16 protein-coding genes and 1 riboswitch are annotated in these 18196 nt (G+C 66.9%); of the genes, 9 read left to right on the forward strand and 7 right to left on the reverse strand.

All coding sequences use genetic code 11. The annotated features are described in order from the left end of the window. Positions 1-15 precede the first annotated feature (15 nt). From ACM0PY_RS14170 to ACM0PY_RS14185, 4 genes are all read left to right on the forward strand, one after another. The gene (locus tag ACM0PY_RS14170; protein WP_180884841.1) at positions 16-687 is read left to right on the forward strand and encodes an alpha/beta hydrolase; all 672 of its coding nucleotides are present in this window, start codon (positions 16-18) and stop codon (positions 685-687) included. Beyond that, positions 684-1784 (forward strand): cell division protein ZapE, encoded by a 1101-nt coding sequence (gene zapE / locus ACM0PY_RS14175; RefSeq protein ID WP_065178408.1) that lies wholly within the window; start codon positions 684-686, stop codon positions 1782-1784. The genes ACM0PY_RS14170 and zapE overlap by 4 nt, the downstream gene beginning before the upstream one ends. A gap of 640 nt (positions 1785-2424) precedes the next feature. Beyond that, positions 2425-4827, forward strand: coding sequence for a ribonucleoside-diphosphate reductase subunit alpha (locus ACM0PY_RS14180; protein ID WP_111201773.1), 2403 nt, complete (start codon positions 2425-2427; stop codon positions 4825-4827). A 118-nt stretch (positions 4828-4945) separates the two neighbouring features. Beyond that, positions 4946-5965, forward strand: coding sequence for a ribonucleotide-diphosphate reductase subunit beta (locus ACM0PY_RS14185; RefSeq protein WP_005420683.1), 1020 nt, complete (start codon positions 4946-4948; stop codon positions 5963-5965). A gap of 139 nt (positions 5966-6104) precedes the next feature. Here the strand turns inward: ACM0PY_RS14185 and ACM0PY_RS14190 are convergent, their stop codons facing one another. Continuing rightward, positions 6105-6740, reverse strand: a complete 636-nt coding sequence (locus tag ACM0PY_RS14190; RefSeq protein WP_111201774.1) for a LysE family translocator — start codon at positions 6738-6740, stop codon at positions 6105-6107. Between the two features lie 89 nt (positions 6741-6829). On the opposite strand from ACM0PY_RS14190, the gene ACM0PY_RS14195 reads away from it, so the two are divergent. The 3 genes from ACM0PY_RS14195 (at position 6830) to ACM0PY_RS14205 (ending at position 9341) form a co-directional block, all read left to right on the forward strand. After that, a complete protein-coding gene (locus ACM0PY_RS14195; protein WP_021203756.1) occupies positions 6830-7231 on the forward strand; it encodes an acyl-CoA thioesterase in 402 nt (133 codons plus the stop codon). A 43-nt stretch (positions 7232-7274) separates the two neighbouring features. Then, the gene (locus ACM0PY_RS14200) at positions 7275-8081 is read left to right on the forward strand and encodes an NAD-dependent protein deacetylase (RefSeq protein WP_111201775.1); all 807 of its coding nucleotides are present in this window, start codon (positions 7275-7277) and stop codon (positions 8079-8081) included. A gap of 159 nt (positions 8082-8240) precedes the next feature. Then, positions 8241-9341 (forward strand): NADH:flavin oxidoreductase/NADH oxidase, encoded by a 1101-nt coding sequence (locus ACM0PY_RS14205; RefSeq protein ID WP_111201776.1) that lies wholly within the window; start codon positions 8241-8243, stop codon positions 9339-9341. A 3-nt stretch (positions 9342-9344) separates the two neighbouring features. On the opposite strand, the gene ACM0PY_RS14210 is transcribed toward ACM0PY_RS14205, so the two are convergent. Then, positions 9345-10256 (reverse strand): LysR family transcriptional regulator, encoded by a 912-nt coding sequence (locus ACM0PY_RS14210; RefSeq protein WP_180884840.1) that lies wholly within the window; start codon positions 10254-10256, stop codon positions 9345-9347. Between the two features lie 114 nt (positions 10257-10370). Between ACM0PY_RS14210 and purU the strand changes: the two genes are divergently transcribed. Beyond that, positions 10371-11222: a formyltetrahydrofolate deformylase gene (purU, locus tag ACM0PY_RS14215; RefSeq protein ID WP_134972872.1), complete on the forward strand. Its 852-nt coding sequence runs from the start codon at positions 10371-10373 to the stop codon at positions 11220-11222. A gap of 208 nt (positions 11223-11430) precedes the next feature. Here purU and pncA read toward each other — a convergent pair whose 3' ends face one another. The 4 genes from pncA to ACM0PY_RS14235 form a co-directional block, all read right to left on the reverse strand. Then, positions 11431-12057: a bifunctional nicotinamidase/pyrazinamidase gene (gene pncA, locus ACM0PY_RS14220; RefSeq protein ID WP_180884838.1), complete on the reverse strand. Its 627-nt coding sequence runs from the start codon at positions 12055-12057 to the stop codon at positions 11431-11433. Between the two features lie 55 nt (positions 12058-12112). Continuing rightward, entirely contained in the window at positions 12113-12784 is a 672-nt protein-coding gene (locus tag ACM0PY_RS14225; protein WP_134956029.1) for an epoxyqueuosine reductase QueH, read from the reverse strand. 139 nt (positions 12785-12923) lie between these two features. Further along, positions 12924-13137: riboswitch (cobalamin riboswitch) on the reverse strand. A gap of 93 nt (positions 13138-13230) precedes the next feature. Continuing rightward, complete coding sequence (locus ACM0PY_RS14230) at positions 13231-14640, reverse strand: nicotinate phosphoribosyltransferase (protein ID WP_180884837.1); 1410 nt, start codon at positions 14638-14640, stop codon at positions 13231-13233. 65 nt (positions 14641-14705) lie between these two features. Continuing rightward, entirely contained in the window at positions 14706-15755 is a 1050-nt protein-coding gene (locus ACM0PY_RS14235; protein ID WP_065178416.1) for a bifunctional nicotinamide-nucleotide adenylyltransferase/Nudix hydroxylase, read from the reverse strand. Positions 15756-15994: 239 nt separating this feature from the next. Between ACM0PY_RS14235 and ACM0PY_RS14240 the strand changes: the two genes are divergently transcribed. Continuing rightward, entirely contained in the window at positions 15995-17842 is a 1848-nt protein-coding gene (locus ACM0PY_RS14240; RefSeq protein ID WP_180884835.1) for a patatin-like phospholipase family protein, read from the forward strand. Positions 17843-18097: 255 nt separating this feature from the next. Here ACM0PY_RS14240 and ACM0PY_RS14245 read toward each other — a convergent pair. Then, a partial coding sequence (locus tag ACM0PY_RS14245; RefSeq protein WP_423171149.1) for an IS3 family transposase occupies positions 18098-18196 on the reverse strand: 99 nt, incomplete at its 5' end.

Genomic DNA, 18196 nt, shown 5'->3' on the forward strand with positions numbered 1-18196 from the left:
CGGTATCATGGTGCCATGCACAAGCCCTCGTTCCCCGTCACCCCCGGCGAAACCGCCTGTCTCCAACTGGATGGCCCGGCCGGCCCGCTGGAAGTGGTCGTCGACCTGCCCAAGGCCGATGTGCCGGTGCAGCCGATCGTGGCCATTGTCTGCCATCCGCTGTCCACCGAAGGCGGCACCCTGCACAACAAGGTGGTCACCATGACCGCCACCACCCTGCGCGAGCTGGGCATCGCCACGGTGCGCTTCAACTTCCGCAGCGTCGGCGCTTCGGCCGGCACCTTCGATGGCGGCGTGGGCGAGCAGGATGACCTGAAGGCGGTCGCCGCCTGGGTGCGCAGCCAGCGCCCGCACGACCGGCTGTGGCTGGCCGGTTTCAGCTTCGGTTCGTTCGTGTCGCTGAAGGCGGCTGCCGCGCTGCAGCCGGAGGCGCTGATCTCGATCGCGCCACCGGCCGGCCGCTGGGACTTCGATGGCATCGTACCGCCGGCGCGGTGGCTGGTGATCCAGGGCGAGCAGGACGAGATCGTCGACCCGCAGGCTGTCTACCAGTGGCTGGACACGCTGGAGTTCCCGCATGAGCTGGTGCGCATGCCCGAGACCAGCCACTTCTTCCACCGCAAGCTGATCGACCTGCGCGGCGCGCTGACCCACGGCGTGAAGCATTGGCTGGGCGCGGCGGCATGAGTGCAACCGAGTTGACCCCGTCGCAGCGGTACGCGGAAGGGGTCGCCCGTGGTGACTGGCAGGACGACCCGGCCCAGCATGCAGCGCTGGCCGAGCTGGACCGCATCCACCTGGGCCTGCTGGACAGTGCTGAGGACGGCTGGCTGGACCGCCTGTCCTCGTTCTGGAAGAAGCCCGAGCCGGTCAAGGGCCTGTACTTCTGGGGCGGCGTCGGCCGCGGCAAGACCTTCCTGGTCGACCTGTTCTACGACGGGCTGCCGATCAAGCAGAAGTACCGCACGCATTTCCATCGCTTCATGCGCAGCGTCCACGAGCGTCTGCGCGAGCACCAGGGGCAGAGCGACCCGCTGGCGAAGATCGCCCAGGAGTGGCGCAGCAACCTGCGCGTGCTGGTGCTGGACGAGTTCTTCGTCACCGACATCGGTGATGCGATGCTGCTGGCGCGGCTGCTGGAGCGCCTGTTCGCCGAGGGCGTGACCCTGGTCACCACCTCCAACACCGCAGTGGAGAACCTGTACCTCAACGGCCTGCAGCGCGAGAGCTTCCTGCCGGCCATCGGCCTGTTGCAGCGCTTCTGCGTGGAGCTGTACGCCGAAGGCACCGAGGACTACCGGATGCGCGCGCTGACCCGCTCGCCGGTGTACCGCGCACCGTTGGCCGCAGACAGCGACGACTGGCTGGCCACGCGCTGGAGCGAACTGAGCGGCGGCCAACCGGCCAGGCCCGGCAACATCGAGATCGAGGGCCGCAAGATTCCGGTCCGCGGCCGCGGCAAGAGCATCGCCTGGTTCGATTTCGCCGCGCTGTGCGAGGGCCCGCGCGGGCCCTCGGACTACATCGAGATCGCGCACGAGTTCAACACGGTGCTGCTGGGCGGCATTCCGGCCTTCGATCGCCTGAACGAAGATGCCGCGCGCCGCTTCGTCAACCTGATCGACGAGCTGTACGACCGCCACGTCAATCTGGTCTGCACCGCCAGCACCTCGCCGGTCGAGCTGTACACCGGCCAGCGCCTGCAGGGCGCGTTCGAGCGCACCGCCTCGCGCCTGATCGAGATGCAGAGCGCTGAGTACCTGGGCACCCCGCACCGGGCGTGAGGGTAGTGCCGTTTGTAGAGCCGGGCCCACGCTCGGCTGCTTTTCGGCACATCATTCAAAAGCAGCCGAGCGTGGGCTCGGCTCTACAACAGCACGGCGCGGCTATCGGGTGGGCGCAACGGCGTTTCCCTGCGGCCACTCCTCCGGCCCGGCCGACACATGCGGCCTTGCGTCGCTGCCCGGCGGGTGATCCCGACGTCCACCGGATGCCCACCACCTATCCACAGGGTTGTCCCTAGCCAGTTTCATCACTGTCATGTGAAGCTGTCATTGTTCCGTTTCCGCAGCGCGTTGTACCACCGCAATGACGCCTTTCGGGCTTGACTGCGCAGCCCGTTCCGGCAGGTCTGAAGCGTCTGATCAGGGCGCCGATGGCACGATCCTTGCGGCGCAAGGGATTGCCGAATTTCACTACATTTGGCGTTGACGGACCCCACTACCCCCACTATCTTGTGGCCGTCGGTCGCAGCAACCCCAGGTCTGGGGGCTGGCAGCAATACCTCCCGCGATCGTCAACGGCAGTGGCAGGCGCAGGGTCTCATCCCCTGCGACGCCGTCCTGCCATCCTGGGCCGTCATGTCCCGGGCTGCGTCACCCCGATGCATCGAGCACCCCCAATCACGCCAAGAGGACATACGCCGTGAGCACCGAATCCAGCGCCACCATCGAGAAGGAAAGCGAATTCCTGTTGACGTCGCCGCCGACGGCCAACGCGATGAGTGTGACCAAGCGCAACGGGACCACCGAGCTGGTGGACCTGAACAAGATCGTGCGCGCGGTGCAGCGTTCCTCCGAAGGCCTGCACGCCGTTGACCCGATGCGCGTGGCCACCCGCACCATTTCCGGCCTGTACAACGGCGCCACCACCCGCGAGCTGGACGAACTGTCCATCCGCACCGCCGCCCTGCTGATCGGTGAAGAGCCCGAGTACGGCCGCCTCGCTGCGCGCCTGCTGGCCAACTACATCGCCAAGGAAGTCTCGGGCCAGGAAATCTACGCCTTCTCGCAGTCGGTCAGCCGCGGCCATGAAGTCGGCCTGATCAACGACCGCCTGCTGAACTTCGTGCAGACCAATGCACGCAAGCTCAACGACGCCATCGACGGCGCGCTGGACCTGAACTTCGATTACTTCGGCCTGCGTACCCTGTACGACCGTTACCTGCTGCGCCATCCGCACACCCGCAAGGTGATCGAGACCCCGCAGCAGTTCTTCCTGCGCATCGCCAGCGCGCTGAGCGAGGACGTGTCCGAGACCCTGGCGCTGTACAAGCGCATGGGCAACCTGGACTACCTGCCGTCCAGCCCGACCCTGTTCAACTCCGGCACCACCCACGAGCAGCTGTCCTCGTGCTTCCTGCTGGACTCGCCGCAGGACTCGCTGGAGTCGATCTATGCCAAGTACGGCGACATCGCCCAGCTGTCGAAGTTCTCCGGCGGCATCGGCGTCAGCTACACCCGCGTGCGTTCGCGTGGCTCGCTGATCAAGTCGACCAACGGCCACTCCAACGGCATCGTGCCGTGGCTGAAGACCATGGATTCGTCCGTGGCCGCGGTGAACCAGGGCGGCAAGCGCAAGGGCGCAGCCTGCGTGTACCTGGAAACCTGGCACGCCGACATCGAGGACTTCCTCGAACTGCGTGACAACACCGGTGACGAAGCCCGCCGTGCGCACAACCTGAACCTGGCCAACTGGGTGCCGGACCTGTTCATGAAGCGCGTCGAGGCCGACCAGGAATGGTCGCTGTTCGATCCGCGCGTCGTGCCGGAGTTCACCGACCTGTTTGGCGAAGCCTTCGAGGCTGCCTACCTGCAGGCCGAAGCCCAGGGCAAGGCCAACCGCACCATCTCCGCGCGCAAGCTGTACGCCCGCATGATGCGTACGCTGGCCGAGACCGGCAACGGCTGGATGACCTTCAAGGACAAGTGCAACCGCGCCAGCAACCAGACCCTGCGTCCGGGCAACGTGATCCACCTGTCCAACCTGTGCACCGAAATCCTGGAAGTCACTTCCAACGATGAAACCGCAGTGTGCAACCTGGGTTCGATCAACCTGGGCAACCACTTCGACGAGCACAACGAGTTCGACTTCGAGAAGCTGGCCGAGACCGTGCGCCTGGCCGTGCGCCAGCTCGACCGCGTCATCGACCTGAACTTCTACCCGATCGAAACCGCCCGCCGCGCCAACCTGCGCTGGCGTCCGGTCGGCCTGGGCTGCATGGGCCTGCAGGATGTGTTCTTCCGCAAGCGCCTGCCGTTCGACAGCGCCGAAGCCCGCGCGCTGTCGAAGAAGATCGCCGAAGCGATCTACTTCCACGCGCTGGAAACCTCCTGCGAGCTGGCCCAGGAACGCGGCAAGCACCCGTCGTTCAACGACACCCGTGCCGCCAGCGGCGAACTGCAGTTCGACGCCTGGAACGTGGTGCCGGAAGACACTGCGCGCTGGGATGCCCTGCGTGAGCGCATCAAGGAACACGGCCTGCGCAACTCGCTGATGATCGCGATCGCGCCGACCGCGACCATCGCCTCGATCGCCGGTTGCTACGAGTGCGTCGAGCCGCAGGTGTCCAACCTGTTCAAGCGCGAGACCCTGTCCGGTGACTTCCTGCAGGTCAACCGCTACCTGGTCAACGAGCTGAAGAAGCTGGGCCTGTGGACGCCGGAAATGCGCGATGCCATCAAGCTGGCCGAGGGTTCCATCGCCGGTCTGCCGCAGATCCCGGAAGCGCTGCGCGAGGTCTACCGCACCGCGTGGGAACTGCCGATGCGTTCGCTGATCGACATGGCCGCCGAGCGTGGCGCCTTCATCGACCAGTCGGCCTCGCTCAACCTGTTCATGGAAAGCCCGAACATCGGCGCGATGTCCTCCATGTACATGTACGCCTGGAAGCAGGGCATCAAGACCACCTACTACCTGCGTTCGCGCCCGGCCACCAAGATCGCCAAGACCACGGTGAGTGCCGCCGCACCGGCCAAGGTGTTCAGCCCGGACGAAGCCATCGCCTGCTCGCTGGAAAACCCGGAAGCCTGCGAGGCCTGCCAGTAACAGCGGCACCGCCGCGCGGTAGTGCCGGCCGCTGGCCGGCAACCCCGGCCAACGATCATCACCCACGGTAGCACCGGGCCATGCCCGGTGGCTCACCCAGGAATTCAAGGAAACACCCATGGCCGACAAGCCCAAGCAGATGCTGCTCGATCCCGGTTTTGAACTGACCCTGCGCCCGATGCGCTACCCGCAGTTCTATGACATGTACCGGAATGCGATCAAGAACACCTGGACGGTGGAAGAGATCAACTTCCAGATCGACATCACCGACCTGCACAGCAAGATGTCGCCGGGTGAGCGCCACCTGATCCATCGCCTGGTCGCGTTCTTCGCCACCGGCGATTCGATCGTGTCCAACAACCTGGTGCTGAACCTGTACCAGCACCTCAATGCGCCGGAAGCGCGCATGTACCTGTCGCGCCAGCTTTATGAAGAAGCGCTGCACGTGCAGTTCTACCTGACCCTGCTCGACAACTACCTGCCGGATCCGGAAGAGCGCGCCAAGGCGTTCTCGGCGGTGGAGAACATCGACTCGATCAAGAAGAAGGCCGATTTCTGCTTCAAGTGGATCGACTCGATCCAGGACCTGACCCGCATCGAGACCCGCGAACAGCGTCGCCAGTTCCTGCTCAACCAGATCTGCTTCGCCGCCTGCATCGAAGGCCTGTTCTTCTTCGCTGCGTTCGCCTACGTGTACTACTTCCGTTCGCGCGGCCTGCTGCCGGGCCTGGCCTCGGGCACCAACTGGGTGTTCCGCGACGAAAGCGCGCACATGGAGTTCGCCTTCGAATCGGTGCGCGTGGTGCGTGAGGAAGAGCCGGACCTGTTCGACGACGAGATGAAGCAGCAGGTCTACGACATGTTGGCCGAAGCCATCGAATGCGAAGTGCAGTTCGCCGAGGACGTGCTGTCCGGCGGCGTGGCCGGCATCTCGACCCGTGACATGCGCCAGTACCTGCAGCACTGTGCCGATCAGCACTTCGCCAAGCTGGGCATGGAAAAGAAGTACAACGTGCGCAACCCGCTGCCGTTCATGGAACTGCAGGACGTGCAGGAACTGACCAACTTCTTCGAACGCCGCGTCTCGGCCTACCAGGTCGGCGTGCAGGGCGAAGTCGCCTTCGACATGAACTTCTGATCGAACCGGTCAGGCCTGTTGCAACGAAAGACCCCGGCCAATGCCGGGGTTTTTTGTTGCGCGCCTGGCTTTTGTAGAGTCGAGCCGTGCTCGACTGCTGTTCGCAAGAAAGTCGAGCATGGCTCGACTCTACAAAGCGCTAGCGCCGTCCTTCCACCGCCATGCGCACCGCCAGCCCGGCCAGCACCGTACCCATCAGCCAGCGCTGCACGCTCTGCCAGGTGGGGCGCGCGGCCAGGAAGCCGGCGATGCTGCCGGCGGCCAGCGCGATCAGGCCGTTCACGCTGACGCTGACCAGGATCTGGGTGCAGCCCAGCACGATCGACTGCATCAGCACACTGCCTTCGCTGTCCGGATGCAGGAACTGCGGCAGCAGCGACAGGTACATCACCGCCACTTTCGGGTTCAGCAGATTGGTCAGCAAGCCCATCGTGAACAGTCTGCGCGGGCTGTCCTGCGGCAGCTCGCGCACCGCGAACGGCGAACGGCCGCCGGGCTTCAGTGCCTGCCACGCCAGGTACAGCAGGTACAGCGCGCCACCGATGCGCAGCGCCTCATAGGCGAACGGCACGGTCATCAGCAGGGCGGTGATGCCCAGTGCCGCGCACAGCATGTAGAACACGAAGCCCAGCGCCACCCCGCCCAGCGAGATCAGCCCGGCGAGCGGCCCTTGGCAGATCGAGCGCGAGATGACGTAGATCATGTTCGGCCCGGGCGTGAGCACCATGGCCAGCGAAACCAGCGCAAAGGCCAGCAGGTCGGAAAGTGCGGGCATGGGCGGTCCTGGCAGTGGGCGTGGCGCAGTGTAGCGTCGCCTGCACGGGGCCTGGCTTAAAATTGACGGACCCCACACCGAAGCCCCCCATGACCCCGATCCCCGAGACCGTGCCGCCCACCGAAGTGCGCATGGCCGAAATCGTCTTCCCCAACCACACCAACCACCTCGGCACCCTGTTCGGTGGCCAGGCATTGGCGTGGATGGACAAGGCCGCCTTCCTGGCCGCCGCCCGCTATTCGCGCCGCACCGTGGTGACCGCGCGCAGCGACCAGGTCGACTTCAAGCTGCCGATCCGCATCGGCCAGATGGTGGAAACCATCGGCCGCATCGTCGAAGTCGGGCGCAGCTCGATGAAGGTCGAGGTGGAACTGGTCGCCGAGGACCTGCACAGCGGTGAGCGCAAGCTGTGTACCCGCGGCCACTTCGTGATGATCGCGCTGGACGAGGACGGCCACCCGATCGCGGTGCCGCCGCTGCCGGCCGCCTGAGCCGGCGCTTGCACGGGCGCTGCGGCGCCCCCATCTGGCAGCCATGACCTCGCCGCTGACCGACTTCATCGACCGCGCCCAGCGCCTGTTCGTGCTGACCGGCGCCGGTTGCAGCACCGCCTCGGGCATTCCCGACTATCGCGATACCGACGGCCAGTGGAAACGCACGCCGCCGGTGACCTACCAGGCGTTCATGGGCGAAGCGGGTACCCGCCAGCGCTACTGGGCGCGCAGCCTGCTGGGCTGGCCGCGCTTCGGCCTGGCCCGGCCCAACGGTACCCACCAGGCCCTGGCCGCACTGGAAATCAGCGGCAAGCTGCAGCTGCTGCTGACCCAGAACGTGGACGGCCTGCACCAGCGCGCCGGCAGCCACAAGGTGATCGACCTGCATGGCCGCCTGGACCGGGTGCGCTGCATGAGCTGTGAGCGCCGCAGTGGCCGCGAGGATTTCCAGCAGCGGCTGCTGGAGGCCAATCCGGGCTGGGATGCGCTGGATGCCGGTATCGCGCCCGATGGCGATGCCGATCTGGAGACCGATTTCTCCACGTTCGTGGTGCCCGATTGTCCGTACTGCGGCGGCCTGCTGAAGCCGGATGTGGTGTTCTTCGGCGAGAACGTGCCGCGTGAACGGGTGGCGGCGGTGCACGATCACCTGCAGCAGGCCGACGCCGTGCTGGTGGTGGGCTCGTCACTGATGGTCTATTCCGGCTTCCGCTTCGTGCAGGCGGCCGCGAAGGCAGGGTTGCCGGTAGCGGCGCTGAACCGAGGCCGCACCCGAGCCGACGACCTGCTGTTGTTCAAGGATGAGCGGGACTGCGCTGAAGCGCTGGCCACGTGGGCTGCGCGCTGAGCCGAGCACGGGCTCGGCTCTACCAGGGGCGAGGGCTTCTGTAGAGCCGGGCGCACGCTCGGCTGCTGCAGGTCACGCGAAACAGCGATCCATCCAGATGGTTGATCCGCGAGCCGCGCAGCGGTGCAATACGCACCCCCTACGTCGTTCATCACCGTCTTGAGCCAGCTGTTCTCGCCGATCTCGTTCGGCCCTCTGACCCTGTCCAACCGCATCGTCATCGCGCCGATGTGCCAGTACTCCGCCGAAGACGGTCGCGCCAGCGACTGGCACGCCATGCACCTGGGCAACCTGGCGCAGTCCGGCGCCGGCCTGCTGATCCTAGAAGCCACTGCGGTCGAGCCGCGCGGCCGCATCAGCTGGGCCGACCTGGGCCTGTGGGACGACGGCACCGAGGCCGCGCTGGCACAGGTGCTGGCCAGCGTCCGCCGCTGGTCGCCGATGCCGCTGGGCATCCAGTTGGGCCACGCCGGCCGCAAGGCCTCGGTGAACCGCCCGTGGGACGGCGGCGGCCAGCTACCGGCCGATGATGCGCGTGGCTGGGCCACGGTCGCGCCGTCGCCGCTGCCGTTCCATGCCGCCGATCCGGCACCGCAGGAACTGGACGAGGCCGGCATCGCCGAGGTGATCGCCGCCTTCGCCGCCAGTGCGGTGCGCGCCGAGCGCCTGGGCTTCGAGCTGATCGAGCTGCATGCCGCGCACGGCTACCTGCTGCACCAGTTCCTGTCGCCGCTGAGCAACCGCCGCACCGATGGCTATGGCGGCTCGCTGCCGAACCGCCTGCGCCTGCTCGTGGAAGTGTTCGACGCGGTGCGTGCGGCGGTATCGGACAGGATCGCCGTGGGCGTGCGCATTTCCGCCAGCGACTGGGTCGAGGGTGGCTGGGATCTGGTGCAGAGCGAAGCGCTGGCCCAGGTGCTGGACGCGCGCGGCTGCAACTTCCTGCACGTTTCCAGCGGTGGCCTGGACGAGCGCCAGAAGATCACCGTCGGCCCGGGCTACCAGGTGCCGTTTGCCGCGGCGATCAAGGCCAAGGTACGCATGCCGGTGATCGCGGTGGGCATGATCACCGAACCGGAGCAGGCCGAATCGATCCTGCGCCATCGCCACGCCGATGCGGTAGCGCTGGCACGCGGCATCCTCTACGACCCGCGCTGGCCGTGGCACGCTGCTGCCGCATTGCGCGACAGCGTGGAACCGGCGCCGCAGTACCTGCGCTGCGAGCCGCGCGAGGCGCGTGGCGTGTTCAAGGCGCGCTGAGGCTCACACCCTCCAGGCCGGCGCCATGCCGGCCTGCAGGTGCTCGAACAGCGCGCGGATCTTGGCGGTGAAATCGCGGCGGTCGCTGACGCAGAAGTAGACCTCCATCGGTTCCGGGCGCCACGCGGTGTCGGCGCCGAACACCGCCTGCAGGCGGCCATCGCGCAGGTACGGCTCGGCCACGAATGCGGCGAGCCGGGTGATGCCGGCACCGGTCGCCGCCAGCGTCGCCAGCGCATCGATGTCATCGCAGACCATGCTCGGTGGCAGCGCGGCGTCCACGCGCTGGCTGTCCTTCAGCAGGCCCCAGCGCAGCGGCCGGCCATCGGTGGGGAAGCGGTGCAGCAGCCCGCGATGGCGACCCAGTTCGGCGGGTTCCTGCGGCGTGCCATGGGCCTGCAGGTAGGCTGGCGCGGCACAGAACACGAACGGCACGCGCGCCAGCTGCCGTGCGACGACGCCGTCTTCCAGCTGCGGGCCGATGCGGATGCTGGCATCCACCGCCTCTGGACCATGCTGCACGGCGCGGTCGGTCAGGCGCAGCTCCAGCTGCAGTTGCGGGTAGCGCTGCTGCAGTGACGGCAGCAGCGGTGCCAGCACGTGGCGGCCGAACGCGCTGCTGCTGGCGATGCGCAGGGGCCCGGCCGGTTCGATATCACCGGCAGTGACCCTCGCCTGCGCGCGCGCCAGGTCGCCCTCGATATGGCGCACCTGCGCCAGGTACAGCGCGCCGGCCTCGCTGAGGGCGAGTTGGCGCGTACTCCGGTTCAGCAGCCTTACGCCCAGATGCGCCTCCAGCCGGTGGATGTTCTGGCCGACTGCGGTAGCGCTGATGCCAAGGATGCGGGCCGCGGCGGCAATGCTGCCGGTCTCTGCGGTGCGGGTGAAGCTGCGGATCAATTGCAACAGGTTCATGGCCGACCAGCTTGCCACGGTGATGGCCAAGTATCGCTTGGGACTGAACCAAGCGGTTCGGTTGCATCGGTGATCATCCGGCTGCTGGGCAGGAAGCTGCCCTACACTGTGGCGATGCGCCCCGACTCCATCCTCACCCTGTCCTGCCCCGACCGTACCGGCATCGTCTACCGTGTGTCCGGCCTGTTGTTCGACCACGGCTGCAACATCCTCGACGCCCAGCAGTTCGGTGACGAGGAGAGCGGCCGCTTCTTCCTGCGCGTGCATTTCGACCGCGACGCCGGCCTGCCGCTGGAGACCGTGCATGCCGCGATGGCCAAACTTGCCGAAGGCTTCGGCATGGACTGGCAGCTGCATGACGGCCGCCGCCGGGCACGCCTGCTGGTGCTGGTCAGCAAGCAGGGGCATTGCCTCAACGACCTGCTGTTCCGCGTCCACAGCGGCCAGCTGAAGGTTGACATCGCGGCAGTGGCGTCCAACCACGCCGACTTCGCGCCATTGGCCGCGTCCTACCAGGTACCGTTCCACCACCTGCCGGTGACCTCCGATACGCGTGCGGTGCAGGAGCAGCAGATCATCGACCTGGTCGAGCGTGAGCGCATCGACCTGGTGGTGCTGGCGCGCTACATGCAGATCCTGTCACCCACGCTGTGCCGCGCGCTGGCCGGCCGTGCGATCAACATCCATCACAGCTTCCTGCCCAGCTTCAAGGGCGCTCAGCCGTATCATCAGGCGCACGCGCGCGGGGTCAAGATCATCGGTGCCACCGCGCACTACGTCACCGAGGATCTGGACGAAGGCCCGATCATCGAACAGGACGTGGCCCGCGTCGACCACGCCATGGCGCCGCGCGAGCTGGTGCGGCTGGGCAGCGACACCGAATCGCTGGTGCTGGCGCGCGCCGTTCGCCGCCATGTGGAGCACCGCATCCTGCTCAATGGGCATCGCACGGTGGTGTTCCGGTAATCGCCCATCCCGCGTCCGCCGGGCATGGCCCGGCACTACCGAATCCTGATTTCATCCAATGAAAAGCCCCCGGTTCGGCCGTCCCGCGATCTGTAGGGGGGGCGTAGTTAGGGGGCTGGATGAATCGATTGTGTTGTTGTGGGCAGGAGCGCGCAAGCGGCATAAGCGACGTGCGCGGTAGCGCCGGGCCATGCCCGGCGGTCACGCCTCAGACGATCGCGATCCCCGCCTTGCCCAGCGCTTCGCGCACCATCGCGTCGTTGGCTTCGGTCACCGGCCGGGTCAGGTCCCACAGGAACTTCACCCGGAAGCCGGATTTGACCGCGTCCTGCGCGCTCCACAGCACGCAGTAGTCGCGTGCCAGGCCGCACACGTGCACTTCGCGGATGCGGCGCTCATGCAGCCAGCCGGCCAGGCCGGTGGCCGGGCGTTCGCCATCGGGGCCATGGTTCTCGCGGAAGGCGCTGTACGAATCCACCTGTGGGCGGGTGCCCTTGCGCAGGATCAGGTCGGCCACGGTCCAGTCCACGCCCGGGTGCAGCGCGGCGCCATCGCTGCCCTGCACGCAATGGTCGGGCCACAGGGTCTGTGGCTGCGCGTGCAGCAGGATGGTCTCGAACGGTCGCTTACCGGGGTGCTGGCTGGCGAACGAGGCGTGGTCGGCCGGGTGCCAGTCCTGGGTCGCCACCACGGTGCGGTAGCAGCGCTGCGCCAACAGATGGGCAATCGGTGCCACCAGCGCATCGCCCTGGTCGCAGGCCAGCGCACCGCCAGGCATGAAGTCCGGCTGCAGGTCGATCACCAGCAGGGCGACATCGGCGGGCAGGGCGGTCATGGCAGATCCACTACATCAGAAGGGGCGACCAGCGTGGCCGCCCCGGCGGCACAGGTCAATCGCCCTGCGGCGCCTCAGCGTCCTGCCCGTAGTACAGCAGGCCGATCCGGATCCGCTCGCGGCCGTTCTCACGGCGATGGCGGTTGGCATCGCGCAGCGAGTACACGCAGCCGCAGTACTCCTGCTGGTAGAACTGCTCGCGCTTGCTGATTTCGATCATGCGGCTGGCACCGCCGCCCTTGCGCCAGTTGTAGTCCCAGTACTGCAGGCCCTCGTAGCGCGAGGCGGCGCGGATGCCGCAGTCATTGATCTGCGCCATGTTCTTCCAGCGCGAGATGCCCAGCGACGAGCTGATGGTGTCGTAGCCGTGTTCATGCGCGTACAGCGCAGTGCGCTCGAAACGCATGTCGAAGCACATCGTGCAGCGGATGCCGCGCTCGGGTTCGTTTTCCATGCCGCGTGCACGCCTGAACCAGTTGTCGGTGTCGTAGTCGCAGTCGATGAACGGAATGCCGTGCTGTTCGGCGAAGCGGATGTTCTCCTGCTTGCGCAGCTCGTACTCCTTCACCGGGTGGATGTTGGGGTTGTAGAAGAAGATCGCGTAGTCGATCCCGGAGGCGGTGATCGCCTCCATCACTTCGCCCGAACAGGGCGCGCAGCACGAATGCAGCAGCAGGCGCTTGCCATCGGCGGGCAGGGTCAGGGTGGGGCGTTGGAACTCGGTCATCGTGGCGTGCGTCAGGGCGTGGGAGCGGTCTGGTCGGTTACCGTGAACAGGACGCGCGCGGCCACGCCGCCTGCACATGCAGGCTGGTGATGGCCCCGGCACCCTCCCCGCGGAGAGTCCAGGTCGAATCAGGGGACGGTCGTGTCCCCCGGCCGGGGCCGGTATTCGGGCTGATGGACACGGGCCGCAGCCCACCTACTCCCTGCCGCTTCCCAGGCGCGAGCCCAGTGCTGTTGGCAGGATTCGTTTCCATTCACCGCTGCGGGGCAGCTCCGGAATGGGCGCACGAAGCGCCTTCACCGGATTCCCGTTTAACTCCCTGCCGCCATCCAGCCACGGCAGGGATACCTTCGGCGTGTGCAAGGTGGACCTGTTGGTGGCGCCGGTCAAGAGCGCAGGGTCGGAGCCCGTTGCGTGGCAACGGGCGCTGGCCCCGGGATACGCGGTCAATGCCCCGCCGCAGCCCGCGCGCGGATCTCATCCAAGCGCTGGTCGTGCAGCAGGCGCCCGTTCTCCCACACGGTCACCATCGCATCCTCGAAGCCGGTCGGCAGCGTCTCGTCACCGCTGGGAGGCAACGCCACCGTGTGCAGGCTGCCGTCATCCAGGCGCCGCAGCAGGCGCATGCGGCCACGCTTGCTGGTCTTGCCGGCATCGGTGACCGGGTCCTTGTAGACGTCGATCCACGCACCGTCGACCCGTGCCGCCGAGCACTTCAGCGCGAACTTCTGCGTGTCGCGGTCCAGTCGTTGCAGCAGGGCGCCGCCCATGCCGAAGGCCACGTTGTCGGCCGAATAGCCGTCGCCGGTGATGCGCTGCAGGATGGCGCGGATCGTATCCGGGTTGATGCCATCGCCCTGGATCACCCGCACGTGGTTGAGTACGCGGTAGCCCTTGCCGTTGAGGGTGTGGCCGAACGCTTCATCCAGCCGGCGCAGGCTTTCGGCCACCACGTCCACCGGGTCACCCGAGTCGGGGCGGATGACCAGGGTGGCGCCCGAAGCGATCACTTCATCACACAGCGTCGTGCCCCAGTGTTCACTGATCGCGCGGTAGATGTCATAGCTGTCCGACACCACTGCCACGATCGCGCCCGGCTTGCCGAACTGGCGCAGCATGTTGCGGTAGGCGTCCACTTCGCGCTCGCGGCCCCAGCTGGTGATGGTGCTGTGCTCGGCGGCAGGAATCGAGTAACCGGCCATTGGCGCGTGATAGTGCGCGCGGGCCAGGCACAGGGCCGATACGGTGTCGGTGCCGAGGAAGTTGACCAGGTGTGCGGCACCGCCCAGCGCGGCCGATTCGAGGCTCGATACACCGCGGGCGCCGAAGTCGTGCAGCTTGAACGGCAGCTGCCCCTGCGGATCGTCGCTGGTCTGCTGCAGGAACGCAGCAATGGTCTGCCGTGCATGCCAGCTGATGGTGGCCACGGTGACCGGGTACCACACGCGCAGCAGCAGTGTCTCCAGGTACGACGGCACCCAGAATGCAGCCGGGTCGGTCGACTCGACGGTCATCAGTGCCTGGTGGGTGGGTACCACGCTGCCCTCGGGCACGGCACGGATGCGCACCGGCAGGTGGCCGCCGCGCCGATCGACGATATCGCGCCAGCCGGCTTCGTTGAACGGCTCGCCATGGGCGGCGAATACCGCAGCAGCGTCGTCGATGTCGGCGTGGGTGACCGGCCGTGCCAGGGCGTCCTTGAGGATCGCCTGCAGGCCGAAGAACACCGTGCGATCGTGCAGGCCGCCACGTGATTCCACGTAGAAGAACGTGGCATCGGTACCCGGCGGGTACTGCAGCCAATGGCTGGCCTTGTAGCTGTCGGTGTTGAGGAGAAGGTTATCGAGGTAGTGCATGACGGAAGCTCCTTCGCGTCGAGTGACACCAGCGGTCTATCCGCCGGTGGGGAGAGCCGGGCAGGTCAGCCGCGGCCGAGGAAATACTCCAGGATGTGCAGGTGGTCTTCGAACAATTGCGGGCCCATGTCCAACGCCTCACTCACCGGTATCCAGCGCGCCTTGTCGGCGTCGTCGCCACCGCGCACCGGCGGCAGGTCGCCGGCCGGGAATTCGAAGTGGAAACCGTGGGTGATGGTGCGGCCGCGCTGGCTGCGGTCGGGGTGGTCGAATACCTGCTGGCCCTTCAGCGAACCCTTCAGCACCGGCAGCGGAATCTTCAGACGGGTTTCCTCGCGCAGTTCGCGCAGGCAACTGTCCAGCAGGCTCTGCTCCTGGCCAACGAAACCGCCGGGCAGCGCCCACAGGCCCTTGCCGGGCTCCGAACGGCGCCGTACCAGCAGCACGTGGCCCGAATGCACCACCACCGCATCGGTGGTGACGAAGGTGGGCGCGTAGGGCGCATCCTTCCAGGCGGCCTTGTACTGTTCGATGAAGCGGTACTCGGCCACCAGCTGGGCATACGCAGGCGCGCTTTTGCGGAACGCCTCGAGCATGTCGTACACCGGCGCCGGCACATTGCCACGCAGCATCAGCAGCGCGCCGTGGAAGTCGACGTCGCCGGCTTCGAACAGGTAGCGCCGCAGCTCGGTGGCCGACAGGGTGGCGGTGTGCTGCACGTCCACCAGCGGCCATTGCGGGAACTCCCGCAGGTAGTAGCTGGAGGCATCCTTGTCCATGCCGATCAGGCCCACCTTTGCATCGGCGGCGGCACCGTCGTTGCGCAGGGCGTCGGCCACCTGGCGCTGCACATTGGCGATCCACTGTGCTTCGTTGTACAGGTGGTCACGCAGCGGGCGGATCAGCAGGCGGTCGGTGTGGCCATCGAGGGCGGCCTGGATCATCACGGCGCGTTCGGCCACGGTCCAGGGATTGCGGAGGCTGCGGGGGGTATCGGCAGAGCCGACCAGGAAGATCAGCTTGCGGGCCCGGCTCAGGGCCAGGCGGGCAACGGCGGCGTGGCCGTTGTGGAAGGGCTCGAATCGCCCGATGAAGACGAGATAGTCGAATTCCATGAGAATCCCTCATGTCGTTGTGGCAGCCGCGGGTCTGTCCCTTGGCTTGCTGCAGATGCTACGCCGATGGTGGAGCCGGTCAAGCCTGCAGGCCTGCCATCTGCTGAACGCCGCAGATTCCTGCCCGGACTGCGGTGGTGTTCTCAGGCCCTGAGAAGCCGCTGCGCCATACTGGCATCCACGCGGCGGACGGTAGGCTCGGGGGCAAGACGGTGGCGGACAAGTACTGCGATCTGGTCATGAAAGGCGGCATCACCAGCGGCATCGTGTACCCCAACGCGGTACTGGCACTGGCACGCGAGTATCGGTTCAAGAGCATCGGCGGCACCTCTGCCGGCGCCATCGCTGCGGCGGTGGCGGCTGCGGCGGCATACGGTGATCGGCGCCAGCAGGCCGGCGAGCACCTGCCCGGTGATGCCGGTTATGGCGGGCTGTCGGCGGTGTCGGCGCAGTTGTCGCGGCGGGGGTTCATCTACAGCCTGTTCCAACCGGCGCGGGGCGCGCGCGCGGCCTATCGGCTGCTGGTGGTGCTGACCGGCAATGCAGGCCTGCCGCACAAGCTGCTGTGCCTGGCGGTGGCGGTATTCGAGATCGCGCCGCTGGAAGTGCTGGTGTCGCTGGCGCTGCTGCTCGGTCTGGGCGGGTGGGGCGGTGGCTGGAGCGGCGTGGCCGCGACGCTGCTGCCGTCGCTGCTGTGCGCCTACGGTGCAGGCGTGGCCGGAGCCGCGCTGCGCGTGGCGCGCGTGGCCCGGCGCAACCTGCTGGGCCTGTGCAGTGGCCTCGGTCGCGATGCACGTAAACCGGCATTGACCGAGTGGCTGCATGAATGCCTGCAGCAGTTGTCCGGCAAGCCGCTGGATGCACCGCTGACCTTTGCCGACCTGCATGACGCGCCGCGCTATGCCGGCGAACCGGACAGCCCGCATGCGATCAGCCTGCAGATGATCACCACCTGCGTATCGCACAACGAACCACGCACACTGCCGCTGGGCGGCGCGCAGTTCTGGTTCCTGCGCGAGGAATTCGAGCAGTTGTTCCCCGCCAGCGTGGTGCAGTGGCTGGTGACGCAGGCCGGCCCGCCGCTGGAGGTGGAAGGGCGCCGGTACTACCACCTGCCGCAGGGTCCGAAGCTGCCGGTGCTGGTGGCCACGCGCATGAGCCTGAGCTTCCCGTTGCTGATCAGCGCGGTGCCGCTGCATGAGCCCTCGCGCCGCGAACGCCGCTGCGAACCCACTGCACCTGCCGCCGATCAGGAACACAACGTGGCCGACAGCATGGAAGGGCTGACCAGCGCCGGGCAGACCTGCGGCCCGGTGATCACCGCGTTCCGCATCTGCTGGTTCTCCGATGGCGGCATCAGCAGCAACTTCCCGATCCATCTGTTTGATGCCGCGCTACCGCGCTGGCCGACCTTCGCCATCAACCTGGTCTACCCGCAGCATGCCGAGGACGTGGGCCGCGGCAGTGATGTCCGACAGGCGCTGGAACGTGCCGTGTTCCTGCCCACCGAAAACCGCCACGGATGGCAACGGCATTACCAGTCCATTGCCACGCCGCTCGCCGCAGCCGAGCTGGGGCGCTTCCTGTTCGCAGTCGTGGCGACCATGCAGAACTGGCGTGACCTGCTGCAGGCGCGCGCGCCGGGTTACCGCGACCGTATCGTGCACGTCAGCCTGCAGGGCGACGAAGGCGGCATGAACCTGGACATGCCGCAGGAGGTGCTGACCCGCATCGCCGACAAGGGCAGCCTGGCGGGTGCGCGCTTCTGTTCGTTCTCGTTCGGGAACCACTACTGGATCCGCTGGCGCAACCTGGCCTCGGCCTATCAGCGCTACACGTTGGAAGTGGCGCGTACCGACGACCCGGCGCAGCAGGTGCTGGCCTACCGCGCGGCGTACTCGATGGTTGCCCGTGGCGAGCCGGCACCGCCGTCGTACAAGCTGGGCTCGGAAGACAAGCGTCGCGGCTCGCAGCAGCTGTGGGCGCAGATGGTCGAGCAGGGCCGCGCCTGGGAAGACCTTGGCCCGGACCTGACCGACGGCGCACCGCGCCCGCTGCCGCAGATGAAGGTGACGCCGATCTACTGACCCGGTAGTAGATCCACGCCATGCGTGGATGAACGTCCATCGAAATCGAATATTTCGAACATTCATCGAAGAGCATCCACGCATGGCGTGGATCTACCGTGTCGACCAAGGTCGACACCTACCAGAGCAATACGTCGTTCCGACAGATGGAAGGAAACTGTCGAAGGCGGGGTGGTGTCGGATTGCGGGGTGTCCGCGGCATGGATGCCGCGGCCAAGCCCCCAGGGTGAAGTGACCCCCGAGACTTGGACGGGGTCAGGCGGCCGATTGGGCCTGCTCCCGGTACTTTACCGGGCTTAGCCCCTTCAATTTCAATCTGATTCGCTCTTGGTTGTAGTACTTGATGTACTCCAC

It is taken from the genome of Stenotrophomonas sp. BR163 (assembly GCF_047520985.2).
Taxonomy (GTDB): domain Bacteria; phylum Pseudomonadota; class Gammaproteobacteria; order Xanthomonadales; family Xanthomonadaceae; genus Stenotrophomonas; species Stenotrophomonas sepilia.

Bases quoted from the DNA above. Each gene is read 5' to 3' on its own strand.
- ACM0PY_RS14170 (WP_180884841.1), top strand. From the start codon at position 16: ATGCACAAGCCCTCGTTCCCCGTCACCCCCGGCGAAACCGCCTGTCTC.
- zapE (WP_065178408.1), top strand. From the start codon at position 684: ATGAGTGCAACCGAGTTGACCCCGTCGCAGCGGTACGCGGAAGGGGTC.
- ACM0PY_RS14185 (WP_005420683.1), top strand. From the start codon at position 4,946: ATGGCCGACAAGCCCAAGCAGATGCTGCTCGATCCCGGTTTTGAACTG.
- ACM0PY_RS14190 (WP_111201774.1), bottom strand. From the start codon at position 6,740: ATGCCCGCACTTTCCGACCTGCTGGCCTTTGCGCTGGTTTCGCTGGCC.
- ACM0PY_RS14195 (WP_021203756.1), top strand. From the start codon at position 6,830: ATGACCCCGATCCCCGAGACCGTGCCGCCCACCGAAGTGCGCATGGCC.
- ACM0PY_RS14200 (WP_111201775.1), top strand. From the start codon at position 7,275: ATGACCTCGCCGCTGACCGACTTCATCGACCGCGCCCAGCGCCTGTTC.
- ACM0PY_RS14210 (WP_180884840.1), bottom strand. From the start codon at position 10,256: ATGAACCTGTTGCAATTGATCCGCAGCTTCACCCGCACCGCAGAGACC.
- purU (WP_134972872.1), top strand. From the start codon at position 10,371: ATGCGCCCCGACTCCATCCTCACCCTGTCCTGCCCCGACCGTACCGGC.
- pncA (WP_180884838.1), bottom strand. From the start codon at position 12,057: ATGACCGCCCTGCCCGCCGATGTCGCCCTGCTGGTGATCGACCTGCAG.
- ACM0PY_RS14225 (WP_134956029.1), bottom strand. From the start codon at position 12,784: ATGACCGAGTTCCAACGCCCCACCCTGACCCTGCCCGCCGATGGCAAG.
- ACM0PY_RS14230 (WP_180884837.1), bottom strand. From the start codon at position 14,640: ATGCACTACCTCGATAACCTTCTCCTCAACACCGACAGCTACAAGGCC.
- ACM0PY_RS14235 (WP_065178416.1), bottom strand. From the start codon at position 15,755: ATGGAATTCGACTATCTCGTCTTCATCGGGCGATTCGAGCCCTTCCAC.
- ACM0PY_RS14240 (WP_180884835.1), top strand. From the start codon at position 15,995: ATGAAAGGCGGCATCACCAGCGGCATCGTGTACCCCAACGCGGTACTG.